The 18,719-nt window shown below is 52.2% G+C and carries 16 protein-coding genes; 4 read left to right on the top strand and 12 right to left on the bottom strand.

The window, feature by feature from the left end; all coding sequences use genetic code 11:
- Positions 1-75 precede the first annotated feature (75 nt).
- Positions 76-1,422, top strand: coding sequence for an N-succinylarginine dihydrolase (gene astB, locus CWE21_RS07690; RefSeq protein WP_241970249.1), 1,347 nt, complete (start codon positions 76-78; stop codon positions 1,420-1,422).
- A 264-nt stretch (positions 1,423-1,686) separates the two neighbouring features.
- On the opposite strand, the gene purF is transcribed toward astB, so the two are convergent.
- The 10 genes from purF to fabB all read right to left on the bottom strand — a co-directional run bounded on the left by purF (position 1,687) and on the right by fabB (position 12,860).
- Positions 1,687-3,207: an amidophosphoribosyltransferase gene (gene purF / locus CWE21_RS07680; protein ID WP_126833862.1), complete on the bottom strand. Its 1,521-nt coding sequence runs from the start codon at positions 3,205-3,207 to the stop codon at positions 1,687-1,689.
- A 20-nt stretch (positions 3,208-3,227) separates the two neighbouring features.
- A complete protein-coding gene (locus CWE21_RS07675) occupies positions 3,228-3,713 on the bottom strand; it encodes a CvpA family protein (RefSeq protein WP_126833861.1) in 486 nt (161 codons plus the stop codon).
- Between the two features lie 78 nt (positions 3,714-3,791).
- Positions 3,792-4,358 carry an SPOR domain-containing protein gene (locus tag CWE21_RS07670; RefSeq protein ID WP_126833860.1) on the bottom strand — a complete coding sequence of 189 codons (567 nt, stop codon included), beginning with the start codon at positions 4,356-4,358 and terminating at the stop codon, positions 3,792-3,794.
- 2 nt (positions 4,359-4,360) lie between these two features.
- Entirely contained in the window at positions 4,361-5,638 is a 1,278-nt protein-coding gene (gene folC, locus CWE21_RS07665; protein ID WP_126833859.1) for a bifunctional tetrahydrofolate synthase/dihydrofolate synthase, read from the bottom strand.
- Between the two features lie 10 nt (positions 5,639-5,648).
- Positions 5,649-6,512 carry an acetyl-CoA carboxylase, carboxyltransferase subunit beta gene (accD, locus tag CWE21_RS07660; protein WP_126833858.1) on the bottom strand — a complete coding sequence of 288 codons (864 nt, stop codon included), beginning with the start codon at positions 6,510-6,512 and terminating at the stop codon, positions 5,649-5,651.
- A gap of 98 nt (positions 6,513-6,610) precedes the next feature.
- On the bottom strand, positions 6,611-7,414 hold the full coding sequence (gene truA, locus CWE21_RS07655; RefSeq protein WP_126833857.1) for a tRNA pseudouridine(38-40) synthase TruA: 804 nt from the start codon (positions 7,412-7,414) through the stop codon (positions 6,611-6,613).
- Positions 7,411-9,285, bottom strand: a complete 1,875-nt coding sequence (locus tag CWE21_RS07650; RefSeq protein ID WP_126833856.1) for a FimV/HubP family polar landmark protein — start codon at positions 9,283-9,285, stop codon at positions 7,411-7,413. The genes truA and CWE21_RS07650 overlap by 4 nt, the downstream gene beginning before the upstream one ends.
- A 56-nt stretch (positions 9,286-9,341) precedes the next feature.
- A complete protein-coding gene (locus CWE21_RS07645; protein ID WP_126833855.1) occupies positions 9,342-10,358 on the bottom strand; it encodes an aspartate-semialdehyde dehydrogenase in 1,017 nt (338 codons plus the stop codon).
- 11 nt (positions 10,359-10,369) lie between these two features.
- Complete coding sequence (locus tag CWE21_RS07640; RefSeq protein WP_126833854.1) at positions 10,370-11,542, bottom strand: 4-phosphoerythronate dehydrogenase; 1,173 nt, start codon at positions 11,540-11,542, stop codon at positions 10,370-10,372.
- 103 nt (positions 11,543-11,645) lie between these two features.
- Positions 11,646-12,860, bottom strand: a complete 1,215-nt coding sequence (gene fabB, locus CWE21_RS07635) for a beta-ketoacyl-ACP synthase I (protein WP_126833853.1) — start codon at positions 12,858-12,860, stop codon at positions 11,646-11,648.
- A gap of 133 nt (positions 12,861-12,993) precedes the next feature.
- On the opposite strand from fabB, the gene mnmC reads away from it, so the two are divergent.
- On the top strand, positions 12,994-14,844 hold the full coding sequence (gene mnmC, locus CWE21_RS07630; protein WP_241970248.1) for a bifunctional tRNA (5-methylaminomethyl-2-thiouridine)(34)-methyltransferase MnmC2/FAD-dependent 5-carboxymethylaminomethyl-2-thiouridine(34) oxidoreductase MnmC1: 1,851 nt from the start codon (positions 12,994-12,996) through the stop codon (positions 14,842-14,844).
- Here the strand turns inward: mnmC and CWE21_RS07625 are convergent.
- Positions 14,841-15,119: a YfcL family protein gene (locus CWE21_RS07625; RefSeq protein ID WP_126833852.1), complete on the bottom strand. Its 279-nt coding sequence runs from the start codon at positions 15,117-15,119 to the stop codon at positions 14,841-14,843. The two genes, mnmC and CWE21_RS07625, sit on opposite strands and share 4 nt — an antisense overlap.
- 140 nt (positions 15,120-15,259) lie before the next feature.
- Here CWE21_RS07625 and fldB point away from each other — a divergent pair, with 140 nt between their 5' ends.
- Positions 15,260-15,802 (top strand): flavodoxin FldB, encoded by a 543-nt coding sequence (gene fldB, locus CWE21_RS07620; protein ID WP_126833851.1) that lies wholly within the window; start codon positions 15,260-15,262, stop codon positions 15,800-15,802.
- A gap of 9 nt (positions 15,803-15,811) precedes the next feature.
- Here the strand turns inward: fldB and CWE21_RS07615 are convergent, their stop codons facing one another.
- Positions 15,812-16,255, bottom strand: a complete 444-nt coding sequence (locus tag CWE21_RS07615) for an HIT domain-containing protein (protein WP_126833850.1) — start codon at positions 16,253-16,255, stop codon at positions 15,812-15,814.
- 53 nt (positions 16,256-16,308) lie between these two features.
- Here CWE21_RS07615 and CWE21_RS07610 point away from each other — a divergent pair, with 53 nt between their 5' ends.
- Positions 16,309-18,681 carry a zinc-dependent metalloprotease gene (locus tag CWE21_RS07610; RefSeq protein ID WP_126833849.1) on the top strand — a complete coding sequence of 791 codons (2,373 nt, stop codon included), beginning with the start codon at positions 16,309-16,311 and terminating at the stop codon, positions 18,679-18,681.
- Positions 18,682-18,719: the final 38 nt, after the last annotated feature.

Raw genomic sequence — 18,719 nt, 5'->3', positions numbered from 1 at the left:
CAGGGCTTACACAAGGGGCCTGTTGTAGGTATAATAGCCGCCAATCACTTGCTTGCAACTGCAATGGAGGAATTCGTGAGCACTCAACACTTTGAAGTGAACTTCGACGGTCTTGTAGGCCCCACCCACAATTATGCGGGCCTCTCTTTTGGTAATGTCGCGTCATTATCAAACGCAAAAGCCACCTCGAGCCCGCGCTCCGCAGCCAAGCAAGGCCTCGCTAAAATGAAAGCCTTACACGACATGGGCATGGTCCAGGGAGTGTTTGCTCCGCATGAACGTCCTGACATTGCAACCTTGCGTCGTCTCGGATTTACCGGCAACGATGGCGAAGTCCTTTACAAGGCAGCCACCGAAGCGCCGCAAATTTATCAGGCTGTGTGCTCGGCTTCAAGTATGTGGACCGCAAATGCTGCCACTGTCTCACCAGGAGCTGACACGGCAAATGGTAAGGTTCACTTCACCCCAGCGAATTTAACGAATAAGTTTCACCGTTCATTAGAGCCGTTAACCAGTGGTCGTATTTTACAGTCAATGTTCAATAACTCACGTTATTTCGAACATCATTTGCACCTGCCCGATAACGAACACTTTGGTGACGAAGGCGCCGCTAACCACACGCGCCTGTGCAACAACTACGGCAATGCGGGTGTTGAGATCTTTACCTTCGGCCGTTATGCCTTTGACAGTAGTAAGCCAGCGCCAACTAAATTCCCGGCACGACAAACCTATGAAGCCTCACAGGCCATCGCACGACTGCACGGTCTGAGCGAAGAGAATACCGTCTATATTCAGCAGAACCCAGACGTTATCGATCAAGGCGTGTTTCATAACGACGTCATTGCCGTCGGCAACCAAAACGTCTTGTTCTACCACGAGCAGGCATTCTTAGATACCGAAGCCAAGCTCGCGGAAATTCAACGGAAGTTTGGCGCCGAGCCGGTACACTTTATTTGTGTCAAAACCAGCGAAGTATCGGTCGAAGATGCCGTACAAACTTACTTGTTTAACACTCAGTTGTTGACCATGCCAGACGGTACTATGGCGATTATTGCGCCGACCGAGTGTGAAGAAAACCCACGCGTCAAAGCCTATCTAGAAGATCTTGTTCAGCGCAATACGCCAATCAAGAAAGTACACTTCTTTGACGTCAAACAAAGTATGCGTAACGGCGGTGGCCCTGCTTGCCTGCGTTTGCGGGTTGCGTTAAATGACGACGAACTTGCCGCGGTGAACCCTGCTGTCATCATGAACGATGACTTGTTTGCACGCCTCAACGCGTGGGTCGACAAGCATTATCGTGAGGAACTGAGTGTTAACGACTTACGTGACCCACAGTTGTTAAGTGAATCACGCAGCGCGCTCGACGAGCTCACACAAATCCTTAAACTCGGCTCAGTCTACCCGTTCCAACTGGTATAAAAAAAGCCCGCATCGCGGGCTCTTTTTTTCGATGTTCGATGTTCGATGTTCGATGTTCGATGTTCGATGTTCGATGTTCGATGTTCGATGTTCGATGTTCGATGTTCGATGTTCGATGTTCGATGTTCGATGTTCGCCAATGATTTAAAACGCTCTAGTGTTGGCTTTCAACAAACATCAAACAGCAAATAGCAAACATCGCCTTTAGCTTTTAGCTTTCAGCAAACATCAAACAGCAAATAGCAAACATCGCTTTTCACGCTCTTAATCGTCGTCGTTTTCGTTGTGTAGCTCTAGATTGGCATCTTCCTCACCATCACCACCGTGACGCGCCACATCATTACGCGCCGCATCGAGACGATCAAGATAGGTTTGGTTAATATCACCGGTAATATATTCACCGCTGAAAACCGAAGTTTCGAATTGCTGAATAGACGGATTCTCTTCTTTCACCGCAGCAATTAAGTCTTCTAGGTCTTGGTAAATCAAGCCATCTGCTTTAATCAGCGCATTGATTTCATCTGCTTCACGACCGTGACCAATCAGTTCGTTGGCGCTTGGCATATCGATACCGTAGACGTTCGGGAAACGGATCTCAGGGGCGGCAGAAGCAAAGTAAACCTTCTTAGCTCCAGCCTCTCGCGCCATTTCAATAATCTGCTCTGAAGTCGTACCACGCACAATCGAATCATCGACCAGCAGAACGTTTTTACCGCGGAATTCCGCACCGATTGCATTCAGCTTCCGTCGTACTGACTTACGCCGTTGTGTTTGCCCCGGCATGATAAAAGTCCGGCCGATATAGCGATTTTTGACGAAGCCTTGGCGATACGGCAAATCAAGGATATTCGCCATCTCAAGAGCAATATCACAGCTCGTTTCCGGAATTGGAATGACCACGTCAATATCGAGGTGAGCGTAGTCACGCTTGATCTTCTCACCCAATTTACGACCCATGTTCACGCGTGACGCATAAACCGAGATTTTATCAATGAACGAGTCAGGACGCGCAAAGTACACGTACTCAAAAATACATGGGCAATGTTGCGGGTTATCGGCGCATTGACGTGAATACAGTTCGCCGTCTTCCGTAATATAGACCGCTTCGCCCGGCTCAATATCACGTTCATACTTGAATCCTGTACCATCAATCGCGACACTTTCTGATGCCACGATGTACTCGTTACCGTTTGGCGTTTCTCGCTTACCAAGTACCAATGGGCGAATGCCCCATGGGTCACGAAACGCCACGATGCCAAAACCAATGATCATTGCTACTACCGCATAAGCGCCGCGGATTTGACGATGCACACGACTTACTGTGGCAAAGACGTCATCAGCGGTTAGCTCAAGACTTTGTTGCTGATACAGTTCATGAGCAAAAATATTCAGCAAGATCTCTGAGTCGGAAGTGGTATTGATATGGCGACGTGCTTTCGCAAAGAGTTGCTCTTGAATTTCCTGCGCATTCGTCAGATTACCGTTATGCGCCATGGCAATACCAAACGGCGAGTTGACGTAGAACGGCTGTGCTTCTGCCGAGCTTGAGCTACCAGCAGTTGGATAGCGCACATGACCAATACCAACACGCCCTGCAAGCCGGTGCATGTGCCGCGTATGAAACACATCACGCACTAAACCGTTTGCTTTGCGCAAACGCAAGGTATCGTTGTGAACCGTCATGATGCCTGCGGCATCTTGGCCACGATGCTGGAGCATCGTTAAGCTGTCATACAAGGCTTGGTTGACCGGATCTTTACCTACTATACCGACGATTCCACACATGCTAGAACAACCTCATTTACTTAATTAGGGAGAAAACTCGACGTTTGCTCAAAGTATTCAAAAAACCATTGGATAAAGACACCAAAGTGCGGGATCAACAATGACTGGTGCCACCAATCGGTGCTCGCCAAGCCAGTGAAACTATCCAAGAAAAACAGTAATGCGCTAACGATAAGCACGCCACGTAGGGCGCCGAAGACACCACCCAGCACGCGATCTGTGCCGGTGAGACCGGTTTTATGCACTAGCTGACCCATGACATAGTTCACCACAGCTCCCACAATAAGCGTGGTAATAAACAGGGCTAAAGCCGCAACGGCATTGCGTACGATGGGGTCATTCAAACCAGTGAAATAAGAGGCAAGATCGGCGTAATACCAACTAGCTACAAAAAACGCCGCTACCCATACGACCAGTGAGAGGGCTTCTTTGATAAAGCCGCGCACCAAACTGACTAACGTCGATAGGCAGATAACAATTAAAATCGCATAATCGATCCAGACCATAAGGAAGTTCCTAAGGCTGTTTAAGACGCGCGCAGTTTAACAGAAAACAACTCGAAAAACGCCACTTTTTATTTAGCTTTACGGTTCGTAACTTACTACACGACCCGCAAGGCCTGTTAGCTTCTGCAACTCAGGGAGTTGCGCTTCGAGTTCCGCTTCACTTAGCGCCGGCCCGACGAATAGACGGGTCAGAGCTTTACCATTCACTTGCGCTGTTTCGCTGTAGGCCGCAAAGCCCTGTGCTTGCAATTGTTTGATGAGCGCCGCGACGGATTCAGCATTGCTAAAGGCGCCAAGTTGAATCACATAACCAGGTTCAGACAATGAGGTCGTGACCGGTTGTGCTGGCTTGGCGACGACCTCTTGTTTGGCCTCAGTTGAAACACTGGGAGCGTCTTCGGCGGTCAACTCAACTGTTTCGGGTAAGGGTTCGAGGCCATCGACTTCAATCGGTGTGCCCGCCAGTTCGTCGCTCGGCAGAACCACCGTCTTCTCAACCACATCAGCGTCGGGTTGCATGGGAATTGCCGCTAACTCCTGCTGCTCTTTCACCTGCTTACCATCTAGTAATTCGGGCAGAATAATAACCGCCAATGCAATCAAAATAATACTTCCGACGATACGGTTTTGAAGTTGCGACGCCATGCTTACTCCGTTTGAGGAATTTGACTGACAGTGTAAAACGAGCCACACACCAATACTAGTGTTTCTCGCTTTTGTTCGACTGCGGCTGCGCGGGCAGCATCAAAAGCCGCAGCTACATTCGCGAAGGTCTGCCGCGGGCGTTCATTTTCAGCGGCGTCAGCTTGCGCTAAACGTTCCGCTTTGGCGCCACGGGGCCCAGCTAAATCAGCGAAAAACCATTGGGTCACTACAGGTGCTAAAGCCGCCAATGTGCCCTCGATATCTTTATCTTGTAGCATCCCTACCACGGCAAACACGGGCATATCTGGTAACGTCGCTTGGATATGCTGCGTTAGGAACGTTGCGGCATGTGGATTATGTGCAACATCAAGTAACACCTTTGGATTGCCAGCACGGAGTTCCAAGCGTCCGCTTTCGCGTGCATGTTGCAACCCTTCTTTGATGGCCTGTTGCGAGACGGGTAACGCTAACTTTTCCAATGCTTTTAGTGCCGTTGCTGCGTTCGGTAAGGGGAGCTGAGGTAGCGGCAATCCGCGCAACACGCTAGACCGCCCAACATAGTCCCAAGTGCTTTGATCGGAGTTTCTGCGGTAATTGAAATCCACGCCAACGCGCGCAGGCTCGATACTGCGCTGATGTAACTCTGCTAAAATGTCGGCGGGAAAGTCGGGCTCACCGATAACAGCAGCGCGGCCAGGGCGAAAAATCCCCGCTTTCTCTCGCGCAATACCCTCGCGATGGGGGCCTAAAAAGGCAACGTGGTCGATGCCTACCGAGGTAATCACTCCGACATCAGCAGCAATGCAATTGACGGCATCGAGTCGCCCTCCTAGCCCAACTTCGAGTATCCACACATCCAGCTCGTGCTGTTGGAGCAGCCACATGGCTGCTAACGTGCCAAACTCAAAGTAGGTTAGCGAAGTATCGCCACGCACCTGCTCAACGGCTTGAAAGGCTTCTACGTGCTGCTGAGCGTCTAACTGCTGGGTATTCACTCGCACCCGCTCTTCATAATCCACCAGGTGGGGTGAAATATAGACACCAGTGGTATAACCAGCGGCACGCAAAATCGTCTCAAGGTAACGCACCGTCGAACCTTTACCGTTGGTTCCGGCGACCGTGATGACCTTGGCTTTTCCCGGTTGGATTTTTAGCCGTTGTGCAACGGCTTGAACACGCTCGAGACCTAACTCGATTTCGGTTGGATGCAATGCTTCTAAATAGGACAGCCAGGCATCAAGCCCGGCTGTAGCAGATGGTGCAAGAGGTGTTTCACTCATGAAGGTCGGATCAATATTCGTCAGCTACGGGGGCGTGATGTTGAAACTTCGCCAATAACGCAGCAATGCGGTTCCGCATTTGACGTCGATCGACGATCATGTCAACCGCACCGTGATCGAGCAAGAACTCTGCGCGTTGGAAACCTTCAGGTAAGGTTTCCCGCACTGTTTGCTGAATCACTCGAGGGCCAGCAAAACCAATCAGAGCTTTAGGCTCAGCAATATTAACATCACCGAGCATAGCAAGGCTGGCAGAAACGCCACCCATGGTAGGGTCGGTGAGCACTGAAATAAACGGCAAGCCTTCTTCACTCATGCGCGCCAGCGCAGCTGAGGTTTTTGCCATTTGCATCAGTGACATTAAAGCTTCTTGCATACGTGCGCCACCCGAAGCCGAGAAGCACACTAATGGAATTCTCTCACGCAAACAAACTTCAGCAGCTTTTACAAAGCGTGCACCCACCACGGAAGCCATCGAGCCGCCCATGAAGTCAAACTCAAAGGCAACGGCAACCACTGGCATACCCTTCAGTTTGCCCTTTTGCGCAACTAACGCGTCTTTCTCACCGGTCGCTTTCTGTGCCGCGGCAATACGGTCTTTGTATTTTTTCGAGTCACGAAACTTGAGAATGTCTTTCGGCTCGAGCTCAGCACCGATTTCCGTTCCGCTCTCGCTATCGAGAAAACTATCAAGTCGGCGACGTGCTGACATGCGCATGTGATGGTCGCACTTCGTGCAGACATAGAGGTTGCGCTCTAGGTCCGCGCTATAAATAATGGCGTCGCAACTGGTACATTTTGTCCACACACCTTCAGGGATGTTGCGGCGCTTACCACTCTTGGGTTTTGCAAGAATTCGCTCAATCCAGCTCATATCGTGTCTTAATTCTCTGTAAATGACTTCGGCAAAGGCCTCAAATTCCTTGTATTAAAGCATACTCTGCGTCGGCCTTGCAGTAAAAAGTGGTCTTATTAGTGCTCTGCGTCAGGTAACCACAGCGGCCCTGGAGCCATCACCGGCAGTCCGTACTGTGCTGGGTAGTCCACCTGAACAAGGTACAAACCTTCGGCTTTAGCGGTCGCCGCTGCCAAGGTACGGTCGCGTTTGGCAAGCAGCTCGGCAGGCCAGGTTATCGGCTGTTCACCCCGCCCAACCGTCAATAAGGTCCCAACAATGTTGCGCACCATATGGTGCAAGAAGGCATTTGCGGCAATATCGACCACCACAAAATCTTGTTGACGGGTTACCTCGATGTGCGTCACACAGCGATTCGGTGAATGTGATTGGCATTGTGCGGCACGGAACGAGCTAAAATCGTTTTCACCAAGCAACCCTTGTGCCGCTGCATGCATTTTCTCGGCATCCAGTGAGAAATGATAATGACTGACACCACGGCCTAAAATTGCCGGCCGTAGTCGCGTGTTGCAGATGATATAGCGATAACGCCGACCCGTCGCACTAAAGCGTGCACTGAAATCCTCCGGCACCTGACGTACCCAACGCACCGCAACATCGGCGGGTAAGTTACTATTTATTCCCATGGTCCAAGCAGCATCGCTTCGCGGTTCTTGACTATCGAAGTGAACAACTTGTCCCGTCGCATGAACCCCAGCATCTGTGCGGCCCGCACAGACAACTTCCACAGGATGATTGGCAACCTTACTTAAGGCCTTCTCTAAAACTTCTTGGACGGCAACGACTTCACGCTGTCGTTGCCAACCAAAATAGTGACTACCATCGTACTCGATACCCAGCGCAAAGCGCGTACTACTCATCGACCGCCCTGTTCAGCTAACTTTTTCAATAACTCCGCAGCATCCTGCTCGGCTTCTTCATCACCACAGTCTTTGATGCTCTCGAGCAGATCCCGCGCATCATCTAACTCACCCATATCGATATAGACTTGCGCAAGGTCAAGCTTGGCAGCAGGTGACTTACTCTCATCCAACATGGCTTCTGTGCTGAGATCGATTTCATTTGAATCGTTTTCATCACCGCCGAGTGCATCACCAAGCTTTTCTTTATCGTACGGGTCGTCGTGTTCTTCACTTGCTTCGGTTTCTGCCTCTTCCATTAGGCTTTCAATCGACAAGTAATCCTCGTGCTCTTCAGCAGGCTGAGTTTTGTGAGCTTCATCCGCTGTCTCTTCAACATCAGCGCCCGTCGTATCTTTGGCGTCATCATCTAGACGCAATCCACCAAATGAATCGAGTGCTGCATCAAGCTCGCCGCGCGTCTGATCTTCACTATCGACGGCATCCTCCGCGCTTGGCTCTGATGCGGTGACACGGAATTCGGCAATATCTTCGGCAGGTTCGGATACCTCTGGCTCAGGTTCAGCTTCACTCTCAGGCCCAGGGAAGTCCATCGCCAATAAAGCGTCCACTTCTTTCGACATAGGGTCCGCGTCGTTGGCATCACTCTCTACCTGCTCTCCCTCACGTTCGCGCAGATATTCATCAAGATCGACATCGGTCACCTCGGCGTAGTCATCATCAACGCTGGTTTCTTGCCAATCTTCGCTTGCATCCGCAGGCGTCGACTCCGTCGCACTCTCATCTGCGCTTGCCGCTTCTGCAGCGGCGGCTGTTGACACCGTTTGCTCCGCATCTAGCGCAGGCTCATCCTGTTGAGATTCGGCGCTACCGCCCTCTTCAATTTCACGGTTCACTCGGCGTACATAAAGTGCGTAAGCAAGCAGTCCTAGCAAGATAATCAGCAAACCACCCAGCACTGCTAAGTGCAGCGGCTTCATCAGCCAATCGAGCCAGGTCGCTTGTTTACGCTTGCTCGTCACCGGCGTTTGCGCAGGCGCGGCAACGGTCTGGCTAGCAACGTCAGACTCCGCGTTAACTTGCGTTTCTGTTGTTGCTTCTGCCTGCGCTGCTGGTTCAGCAGCCACATCTGCTTCAGGTTCTGTCGGAGCTGCTGTTTCAGGCTCTGCCTGGGCGTCCTCTGTCGCTGGCGTGCTTGCCTCTGGCTCGGCGGTAATAGTATCGCTGGTAAGCTCTTCGCTGCTCAGTTCCTCAGCTAACAATTCCATTTCGGTCGAGGCCTGTTGCTCTTCGTCGGCACGCGCACGCAGAAGGTTAAGTTCGCGGGTGACCGCCGCTAAGCGCTCTTGCAGCTCGCTGTTCTCACCTTGTAAATTTTCAATTAAATCAATTGAGTCGGAAAGCTGGGTGCGTAATGCTTGTAACTCAGAAACCGAGATGGCAATTTCCCGCTCGACAGAGGTGTCGACCGGAGTATCGGTTTCTGCGCTTTGTGCAACCGCGGGTTGACTCACCGACTCGGCTTCAGCGCTATCATCAGCGTCGGCAACGACAGCAGCAGGACGTTCCGCCACTGTAGCTCCTTCGCCAAGCTCAGGGATCTCGAGGAAGAACCCCGTAAACATGAAGTCAGGACGGTTGTCACGAAAGGCTTGAGGGTTCGCCGCAACAATACTGTCCATCATTTCGTACAGGCTCACGCCCTGCTGCCGACTGTAGTAACCGGCAATGCTCCACATTGTGTCGGTGGGTACGATAGGACCAAATTGTTCCGCTTGCCAACGCGATGCACGCGGCCCTTGTTGCGCTAAAGCGGCAGCTGAAAAGGCCACAACCAGCGCCAAGGCTGCTGCTATGATCATCCTTACCATCACTTTCCCGTCCTTATTGCTGTCGTTGTTGGAACTAAGTGAAATCAAAAACTTACTTAAATATAGTCTTTTATCAAATGTTCAGCAATTTGAATACTGTTGGTTGCTGCGCCTTTACGCACGTTGTCAGCAACGACCCACAAGTTAAGACCTTGAGGGTGTGAAATATCGTTTCTTACCCGACCGACAAACACCTCGTCGTGGCCTGTCGCATTACTGACTTGCGTTGGGAAGTCCTCATTGGCATCAAACAGCACCACGCCCGGTGCTTGGCGCAAAAGTTCTTTGGCCTGCACCGCATCAAGCGGTTGCTGGGTTTCAATATGGACCGCTTCAGCATGGCCATAGAAAACCGGAACACGCACGGCTGTCGCATTGACCCGAATGGTTGGATCACCAAAGATCTTTTGGGTCTCCCAGACCATTTTCATTTCTTCTTTGGTGTAGTCGTTATCCAAAAATACGTCAATTTGCGGAATACAGTTAAACGCCATTTGCCGTGCGAAAAAATCATTTTCTAGTGGGCGCCCGTTCATCAGGCTCGCCGTTTGCTGCGCCAGCGCGTCCATTGCTTCTTTACCGGCCCCTGACACCGACTGGTAGGTGGCGACATTGATCCGTTCGATGCCAACCGCATCATAAATGGGCTTCAAGGCCACTAACATCTGGATGGTAGAACAATTCGGGTTGGCAATAATGTTGCGATTACGGAAGTCAGCAAGCGCATGGGCATTAACCTCAGGCACAACCAACGGGATATCTTCTTCGTAGCGAAATTCCGAGGTGTTATCGATGACGATACAGCCAGCCTCAGCGGCGCGTGGTGCAAAGGTACGCGAAATACTCCCGCCGGCGGAGAAAAAGCCTAATTCCACTTGCGTCCAATCAAAGGTATCAGCGTCCAGTACTTCGATATCTTCGCCTTTGAACGCAACGGTGGTACCAGCAGAGCGACTACTTGCGAGGGGAAATAACTGCGCAACTGGGAAGTCTCGTTCGGCCAGTAGTTCAATCATATGTTGGCCCACTAATCCGGTAGCGCCTAAAACCGCAACATTAAATGCTCGCGACATGATGTCCCCTTTTAATCAATTTGAAATGTTAGTTCTGTTAAGCACTTCTGCCATCGCCGCGTCTGTGCCCATGCTCCTGCTTGCAAGTGTAGCTGACTGAGCTCAGCGCGCACAGCATAGTCTCGCCGTAACGCATCAAAGGCTGCTGGCTGCCGTGCCGTTCGCCGCAAAAGTTGGTCATCTTTACGAATGTCATAGACCTGAAGTATCCAACGACACAATGTGCGCCAGTCCGGCTCGTCTGGCGCCTGTTGAACGACAGCTTGGCCTTCTGGGTAGCCCTGTAGGAACTGTTGGAAACTTGGCAATTGTAGAGCTAAGCCTTGATCCGTCAACCATTTTTTCAATAATTGCCAACTGCCACCGAGCTTGCCAGCAAAACTATGCCCGGCGATATGCGGAGTCGCTAACACCAACAACTCGATGACCTCTGTTTTCGTTGCGGGCTCATGCTCCCAGACATCTAGCACCGCTTGTAACTGCGCGCCGCCTGCAATCACTTCGGCCAGAGCCTGTTCGGCAACCACCGGTCCACGACTTGCGTTGATCAATAGCTTACCCTGTTCGCCGCCAGCAAACTCGCCTAAAGCCTTGGCGTCGAACAGGTGGCGGGTTGGGTGCTCACCTTGCACGGTTAGCGGCACATGGCAGCTCACCACTTGCGACTGCAACACGCGCTGCCAATCGGCATGCACTTCTGCAACACCCGCGGCAGCGAGCGGCGGATCATAATAATGAACGTTCAGCCCCAAACCTGTTAAACGCTGTCCAGCGGCACGACCGGTATTGCCGGCGCCGATTATCGCCACCTCTCCGGTTGGCAAGGCATCTTGCGCCAAACTCAGCGCGGCAATCGCGCTCGCTACATAGTCCCCTACAGCATTAGCGTTCACCCCAGGACAGCTATGAAAACGCACTCCCGCCGCGTGCAGGGCGATCACGTCCACATGGTCGGTGCCAATGGTTGCAGTCCCAAGCCACTGCAACTGTGGTGCCTGCGCCAATAGTTCGGCATCAACCCGCGTCACCGAACGAATAAATAAAGCATCGGCCCGTGCCAGCAATGCCTTGGGCGGCTGCCGCTCGGTGTAGGTTTCAACTTGCAGTGCGGTTTCACATTGCGCATTCAGCTCGTCGACCAATCGAGTAAAACCGGGCAAGTTAGCATCAGCAACTAATAACATGGGTCTTCGCTATGACGGCAAAAAGGTGGGGTTAGCATACAAAAAGGTGCGCCGCAGCGCACCTTTTCAAGCAATACTTTACAAACCTCAGTAAGGCTAAACGTTAACTTTGATACTTACGCAGTACCAAGGTCGCGTTCGTGCCACCAAAGCCAAAGCTGTTCGACATGACCGTGGTCAATTCCGCCGGCTCCATCGCGGTGATGATGTTCATGTCTTTCGCCGCTGGGTCGAGGTTTTCGACATTAATCGAAGGTGCGACAAAGCCATGGTTGAGCATCAACAATGAGTAAATAGCCTCATGCACACCCGCAGCGCCCAAGGCATGTCCAGTCATTGCTTTAGTCGCACTGATCATTGGCGTTTGCTCTGGGAACACTTCACGGATCGCTTCTAGCTCTTTGGTATCGCCGACCGGCGTACTGGTACCGTGGGTATTGAGATAGTCAATGGGCGTATCAACGGTCGACATTGCCATCTGCATGCAGCGCACTGCGCCCTCACCCGACGGGGCAACCATGTCATAGCCATCTGAAGTTGCGCCGTAACCTACGATTTCACCGTAGATTTTTGCGCCACGGGCTAAGGCACTTTCCAGTTCTTCAATCACTAAAATACCGCCACCGCCAGCTGGCACAAAACCGTCACGGTCGGTGTCATAGGTACGTGAAGCCTTGCTCGGTGTTTCATTATATTTGGTACTAAGCGCACCCATGGCATCGAATTCCATGCCAAGCGTCCAGTGCAACTCTTCGCCACCGCCAGCAAATACGCGGTCTTGCTTACCGAATTGAATCAATTCAAGCGCATGGCCGATACAGTGCGCCGAGGTCGCACACGCAGAACTAATGGTGTAGTTCACACCTTTGATCTTAAATGGCGTTGCCAAACAGGCTGAGGTCGTCGAAGCCATGCAACGTGGCACCATGTAAGGGCCAACGCGTTTGACACCTTTCTCACGAAGAATATCTGCTGCTGCGACTTGATGTTCACCAGAAGCGCCACCTGAACCTACGACGAGGCCAGTGCGCGGATTAGATACTTCCTCTTCGCTTAAGCCTGCATCTTCGATGGCTTGCGCCATTGCCATGTAAGCATAAGCTGCTGAATTGCCCATAAAGCGCAATGCTTTACGATCGATATGATCTGCAGGGTTAGTGCGTACCGGTCCCCAGACCTGGCAACGCAGGCCCATATCGGCAAATTCTTGAGAAAACTCGATACCTGAGCGGCCTTGTTTTAGCGACTCAAGTACTTCTTGTTGGTTTAAGCCGATACTGGACACGATGCCCATACCGGTTATCACTGCTCTTCTCATTCTGGTTTCCTGTCTTGCTGAGCGCTTGTGTATGGTAGCTGTTTTGCATAAAAAAGTGGTCTGCTTTCCGCAATTATAGCGAATTATTGTTACACTAGTGCGCAATTCCATTGTGCCAGTGTACGGAAAGCCAGTGACCGATTCTTCCCACGCTCAAATACATTTTAATGAATTCGGTATGCCTGTGGCGACCGCCTTCGATGATATCTATTTTAGCAACCAAGATGGGTTAGCCGAAAGCCAATACGTCTTTATACAGCATAATGATCTACAGCAACGCTGGCAATCACACCCGCACGATACTTTTGTGATTGCAGAGAGCGGCTTCGGTACCGGCTTAAACTTTCTCGCAGTATGGCAACAGTTTCTCGCGCATGCGCCGGCTGGGCTCAAATTACACTTTATTTCATTCGAAAAGTTCCCGCTCAAACGCCAAGATCTGCAACAAGCATTACAAGCCTTTCCGCAATTGGCGGATCTGTCCGAAGATTTTATCAACGCCTACCCTGCGGCGGAACCGGGCTGTCATCGCCGCAGCTTCGCCAATGGCCGCGTGCAACTCGATTTATGGTTGGGCGATATCCATGAAGTCTTGCCGCAATGGCTACCGCATGCACAAGACTGCGTTGATGCTTGGTTTCTCGACGGTTTTGCGCCAGATAAAAATCCCGATATGTGGCAGCCTTCACTCTATGAAGCAATGGCCGCAAGTGGTCGCGAGGCCGCGACTTTTGCAACCTTTACAGCTGCTGGTGCGGTTCGCCGCGGCTTGCAAGCAGCCGGTTTTGCAATTGAAAAAGTTAAAGGCTTTGGCCGTAAACGGGAAATGTTGCGCGGTCATTTGCCCGCCGCGCCCCACAGGGAACAACTCGCAAAAGGACCAGGCAACGACAACACGTCTGAGGTAACCGTCGTCGGTGGAGGGATTGCAGCCGCATGCACAGCCTTTCAACTGCAACAAGCAGGCTATAAGGTGACCGTGATCAGTGCTGGCGTGGCGGACGCTGCATCGGGTAACCCGCAAGGCGCGGTTTATCCGCTACTGCATGCCGAACGCAGCCCGTTAGCCGAGTTTTTCACCCAAGCCTTCGGTTATGCCTGTCAGTTTTATGCGCAGCAATGTCCACACGATTGGTTTGCCACAGGCGTTGTTCAACTGGCTTTTACCCCTGCCCGCGCCGCGCGTTATGAAAAAATTTGTCGCAGCCAACAAGCACAAGGTCCCGGCTACGACGCAGCCACGGTGACTCACCTTGCGCCAGCTGCAACGCAAGAATTATGGTCCGAACTGCCTGCGCAGCCAAGCCTCTACTACCCTGCCGGAGGATGGCTAAGACCCGCAGCTGTAGTCACTCGCTTATTCGAAGGTGTGACCGTCGAGCGACAAGAATTAGCCGCATTGCAAGCGCTGGATAATGGTTGGCAATTACACTTTGCGGACGGCTCACGCCGACATAGTAAGAAACTCGTGCTCGCTTGTGGAGCGGCCTTAAAACAACTGCTTGCGCCGTTTCAGGTGCAATTACAGAATGTCCGTGGGCAAGTCACACAAGTGGCCGCAACAGAGGTGAGTGAGAGCTGTCCATTGGTGGTTTGCTACAAGGGGTACTTTACCCCGGCCGACCAAGGCCTGCACTGCGTTGGCGCAACCTATGCCCGCGATAGCGAAGACTTAGTACCCATCGACGCAGACCGTGAAGAGAATCTCGAAAATTTACGCGATAACTTGGCGCCGGCAATGTGGTCTGCGGAGCTCACTGCGCAAAATGACCGCGCGGCCATTCGCAACACCACCCGCGATCATTTGCCGATGGTCGGTGCGCTGGCTGACAATTTGTGGGTGTTAGGTGGTTTGGGCTCGCGAGGCTTTACCGCGGCGCCGCTGGCCGCAACAGCACTGGTGGCTGCTATGTCAGGGCAACCACTGCCGCTGGCAACTGACCTGTGGCAACGATTGCAGCCACAGCGCTTGCAAACAGCTTAGGCTGCCGCTCGCTCTAAGCGCGCGATCATTGCGGCGATGTGTTGTTGATCGGCAGGCGCCAATTCATGCTTGGTTTGTTCAACGGCATCGCGCAATGCCGGTAATACCGCGTCAACAGCAGCTTGCTCTTGCAGTTCAAGTTGTGCCACAACCAGATCAAAGTGACCGCGTAAATAGCCGCTGGCAAATAGCTCATCATCGTTGCCTTCCACTACAGCTTGGTCAAAAACCTGCTCTAATTGCTCAATGTACTTTGCAAAGTTCTGCTCTGACACGCCTTAACTCCTACTCACTTTTAGCTGTTACCACACGGGGATTTATGGCACCGTAGGATACCACAAGCGGCGCACAATCTGATACACTTGCCAGCACGAATTGAGCAACAGCAACGCACCGCGAAGGAACCTAAGCAGTTATGACGGCAGCGACATCAACTCCCAAAATTGGCTTGTTTTATGGCTCCACCACTTGTTTCACCGAGATTGCCGCGGAGAAGATCCAGCAGCAATTTGCCGAAGGCCAAGTCGAACTTTTCAATATAAAAGACGTGCCTTTGCAGCAAGCTGAAGACTTTGACGTGCTGATTTTTGGTCTTTCTACATGGGATTTTGGTGAAATCCAAGAAGACTGGGAAAGCCACTGGGCGGAAATTTCCCAGCTCAACCTTAGCGGCAAAGTGGTTGCGCTATTCGGGATGGGCGATCAAGTCGGCTACACCGATTGGTTTCAAGATGCGCTGGGCATGTTACATGACGAACTGGCGGCGAGTGAAACCGTGCGTATTGGTTTCTGGCCCAATCAAGGCTATGACTTTGCCGCCTCCAAAGCACTTACCCCTGACGGTGAATTTTTTGTCGGCCTAGCGCTCGATGAAGATAGCCAATATGAATTCAGTGACGAACGCATTCAACAGTGGGTGGCACAACTCCAGCAAGAGATCGCTGAAGTACTTCCCTAACGCTTACAACTATAGCTCCAACTGTAAACGCTGACGCCAAAAAGCGCAGCGCTCTGCAGCTTGTGCCTCACTAAAAGGTTGTGCCGCAGAATGCCCCCATACAGGCCCCGGCCAGGCAGGATCATGCGGGTGTCGCAACAATAGGTGAATGTGCAGCTGCGCCACCACGTTACCAAGCGCACCAACGTTAAGCTTGGCCTGCGGCTGCCACTGCTTCAAGGCACGACTCACCTGCTGAACTTCAAGCGCTAACTGCGTTTGCTCTGCGACCGGTAAATCAAGAAACTCAGTGACCAAAGGCCGACGCGGCACTAACACCAACCAATCGTAACGCGCATCATTAAATAACAGTACCTCGCACAATGGCAGTGCACCTAGTCGCAAAGTATCGTGCGCTAACCGCTGATCTAAGGTGAAAGCATTACTTTCATTCGCAGGTTTGTTATAACCCATAGATGACTCGCTTTTTATTCAAGTTCGAACATTCATGTTTTAAGGACAACCCCATGAAAAAACTCATGTCGGCACTTGTGGTGGTGCTGTGTTGGTTCGCCAGTACGGCTGCATACGCAAGCACTCCAACTATCAGTGAATTTACCGAATCGATGCAGCCGCACCAAGGCTTTTTTAATTTTTATCACGATATCGAGAGTGGCTCAGTTTATCTGCAAGTTCCTCGCCAACAACAAAAGTTTATTTTTCAGACCAGCTTGCCGTGGGGCTTGGGCTCTAATGACATTGGACTTGACCGTGGACAGCTTGGCGCAACCCGTGTGGCGAGCTTTTATTTGCAAGGCAATAAAGCGCTGTTGACCCACCATAACACCTTTTACCGCGCCAACTCGAACAACGCTGCCGAGCGCGCAAGTATCAATGAAGCCTTCGCTGACTCAGTGATTGCTGGATTCAACGTCGTCGCGGCAGACCAACAGCACGTGTTGATCGATTACACTCCGTTTTTACTCAGTGACACCCATGGTGTCGTGCAGCGTCTCCAGCAAACGGATCAAGGTAGCTACAAGGTTGCCGCTGAGCGCAGTGTGGTCTATCCCGAGCGCAGCAAAGCCTTCGTTGACAATACCGAGCTCGAGGCCAAAGTCACTTTTACTGGGCAAGGCAAAGGGCGTTACGTGCGCCAAGTTGCCCCTGACGCAGACCACTTAACACTGCACTTGCATCATTCCTTTATTCGCTTGCCTGACGACGCCTACACGCCGCGCGAATTTCACCCAAAGAGCGGCTTTTGGGCTGAAGAACACCGTGATTATGCGGTGCCCTTGGGTGAATCGATGGCGGTCAAATATATTCCGCGGCACCGTCTAAACGAAGGCGAAACGATCACTTATTATCTTGACCCTGGAGTGCCAGAGCCGGTGCGTAGTGCCTTACTCGATGGTGCACGCTGGTGGCAAGCTGCGTTTGCTGCGGCAGGTCACCCTGAAGGCTATGAAGTGAAAGAGTTGCCAGCAGACGCCGACCCGATGGATATTCGCTACAACGTCATTCAATGGGTGCATCGCGCCACGCGTGGCTGGTCTTATGGCGCGTCGGTAATTGATCCACGCACCGGTGAAATTCTGAAGGGCCACGTGACCCTTGGCTCATTGCGCGTACGCCAAGACATGCTCATTGCGCAAAGCTTGTTGGCGCCCTATGCCGAAGCGCTAACCGCCGAGCAACAAGCGCAACTCGAAGCTGACATCGAGGCCATGGCACTGGCGCGGATCCGTCAACTTTCCGCGCATGAAGTCGGCCATACGTTGGGCATCGCTCACAATTTCGCCGCAAGTAGTCATGACCGCGCCTCGGTTATGGATTATCCACACCCACTGATTAGCCTAAGCACCGACAATGCTGGTATCACCCTTGCTGGAGCCTACGCTGAGGGCATCGGCCTGTGGGACAAGCAAGTGGTGCGCTATGGCTACGGCGATGACCCGCTCACCGATATTCTCGCTGAGAACAAACAACTTGGGTTGAGCTTCATATCTGATGCCGACGCCCGCCCGGTCGGCGGTGCGCACCCAGATGCCCACCTGTGGGACAACGGCAGTGATGCGGTCACCGAGCTTGAGCGTGTGCTGGCGGTCCGCCGCACCGCACTGGAGCAATTTGGGCTGGCTAATCTTGCGAACGGCGCTCCGGTAAGTGATCTCCGTACACTATTGGTTCCGATGTACTTGCTGCACCGTTATCAGTTGGAAGCGGCAGTGAAAATGCTTGCGGGTGTTCATTATGACTATGCGGTCAAAACGAAGACAAGCAGCGCCACGAGTGTGGCAACGCGCCCGGTTAATGCTACGCAGCAACAACGTGCGCTGGCGATCCTCACGTCTGCTTTGAGCACCGAGCAGTTGCAGCTACCACAACAAGTTGAGCAACTGCTTTTACCCTATGCGTACGGCAGCAGTGCCACGCGAGAGAACTTCACCGGCTTCACGAGTTTAGTGCCCGATGCCGACACCATCGCGGCCAGTGCGGCGCGCTTCACCCTGCAGTTATTGCTTAATAATGCGCGTCTTGAGCGCTTAGCACAGCAACAACGTTTGGACAGCAACATTCCAAGTGCCCGCGATGTGCTTGATAGTATTGCGGAGCAAGCAATTGCACCAGCCCATGCCGTTACTGCCAGTAGCACCGAGCAACGCATTGCCTTTGAGGCCTTTACCGCTATCGTCGAACTGTATCAGCAAGCGCAAAGCGGAGTTATCAAAGCCACCGCTTATGCCTTCCTACAGGATCAATTGAACAGTTGGCAACAGCAGCCGGCGAGTGCTCATCAACGCTTCCTTGTCGCAGCATTGCAAGGCTTGCTCTCTGAACAACAAGCTTGGCCACTGGCGCCAGCCCCTGCACTCCCTCCTGGCTCACCCATTTAAGCTAGGATGAAACATAAAAAAAGCGCCGTGCATCGCAA

Source organism: Pseudidiomarina aquimaris (genome assembly GCF_003987395.1).
In the GTDB taxonomy this organism is placed as follows: Bacteria; Pseudomonadota; Gammaproteobacteria; order Enterobacterales; family Alteromonadaceae; genus Pseudidiomarina; species Pseudidiomarina aquimaris.
Note: the sequence above shows the minus strand (reverse complement) of the source record. Positions and strands in the feature narration are given on the sequence as shown.

Coding starts and splice junctions, on each gene's coding strand:
- folC (WP_126833859.1), bottom strand. CDS start 5,638: ATGAGTGAAACACCTCTTGCACCATCTGCTACAGCCGGGCTTGATGCC.
- CWE21_RS07645 (WP_126833855.1), bottom strand. CDS start 10,358: ATGTCGCGAGCATTTAATGTTGCGGTTTTAGGCGCTACCGGATTAGTG.
- fabB (WP_126833853.1), bottom strand. CDS start 12,860: ATGAGAAGAGCAGTGATAACCGGTATGGGCATCGTGTCCAGTATCGGC.
- CWE21_RS07640 (WP_126833854.1), bottom strand. CDS start 11,542: ATGTTATTAGTTGCTGATGCTAACTTGCCCGGTTTTACTCGATTGGTC.
- CWE21_RS07675 (WP_126833861.1), bottom strand. CDS start 3,713: ATGGTCTGGATCGATTATGCGATTTTAATTGTTATCTGCCTATCGACG.
- truA (WP_126833857.1), bottom strand. CDS start 7,414: ATGAGTAGTACGCGCTTTGCGCTGGGTATCGAGTACGATGGTAGTCAC.
- purF (WP_126833862.1), bottom strand. CDS start 3,207: ATGTGTGGAATCGTCGGTATAGTAGGTAAAGATCCGGTCAACCAAGCC.
- CWE21_RS07610 (WP_126833849.1), top strand. CDS start 16,309: ATGAAAAAACTCATGTCGGCACTTGTGGTGGTGCTGTGTTGGTTCGCC.
- fldB (WP_126833851.1), top strand. CDS start 15,260: ATGACGGCAGCGACATCAACTCCCAAAATTGGCTTGTTTTATGGCTCC.
- CWE21_RS07670 (WP_126833860.1), bottom strand. CDS start 4,358: ATGGCGTCGCAACTTCAAAACCGTATCGTCGGAAGTATTATTTTGATT.
- CWE21_RS07650 (WP_126833856.1), bottom strand. CDS start 9,285: ATGGTAAGGATGATCATAGCAGCAGCCTTGGCGCTGGTTGTGGCCTTT.
- CWE21_RS07615 (WP_126833850.1), bottom strand. CDS start 16,255: ATGGGTTATAACAAACCTGCGAATGAAAGTAATGCTTTCACCTTAGAT.
- accD (WP_126833858.1), bottom strand. CDS start 6,512: ATGAGCTGGATTGAGCGAATTCTTGCAAAACCCAAGAGTGGTAAGCGC.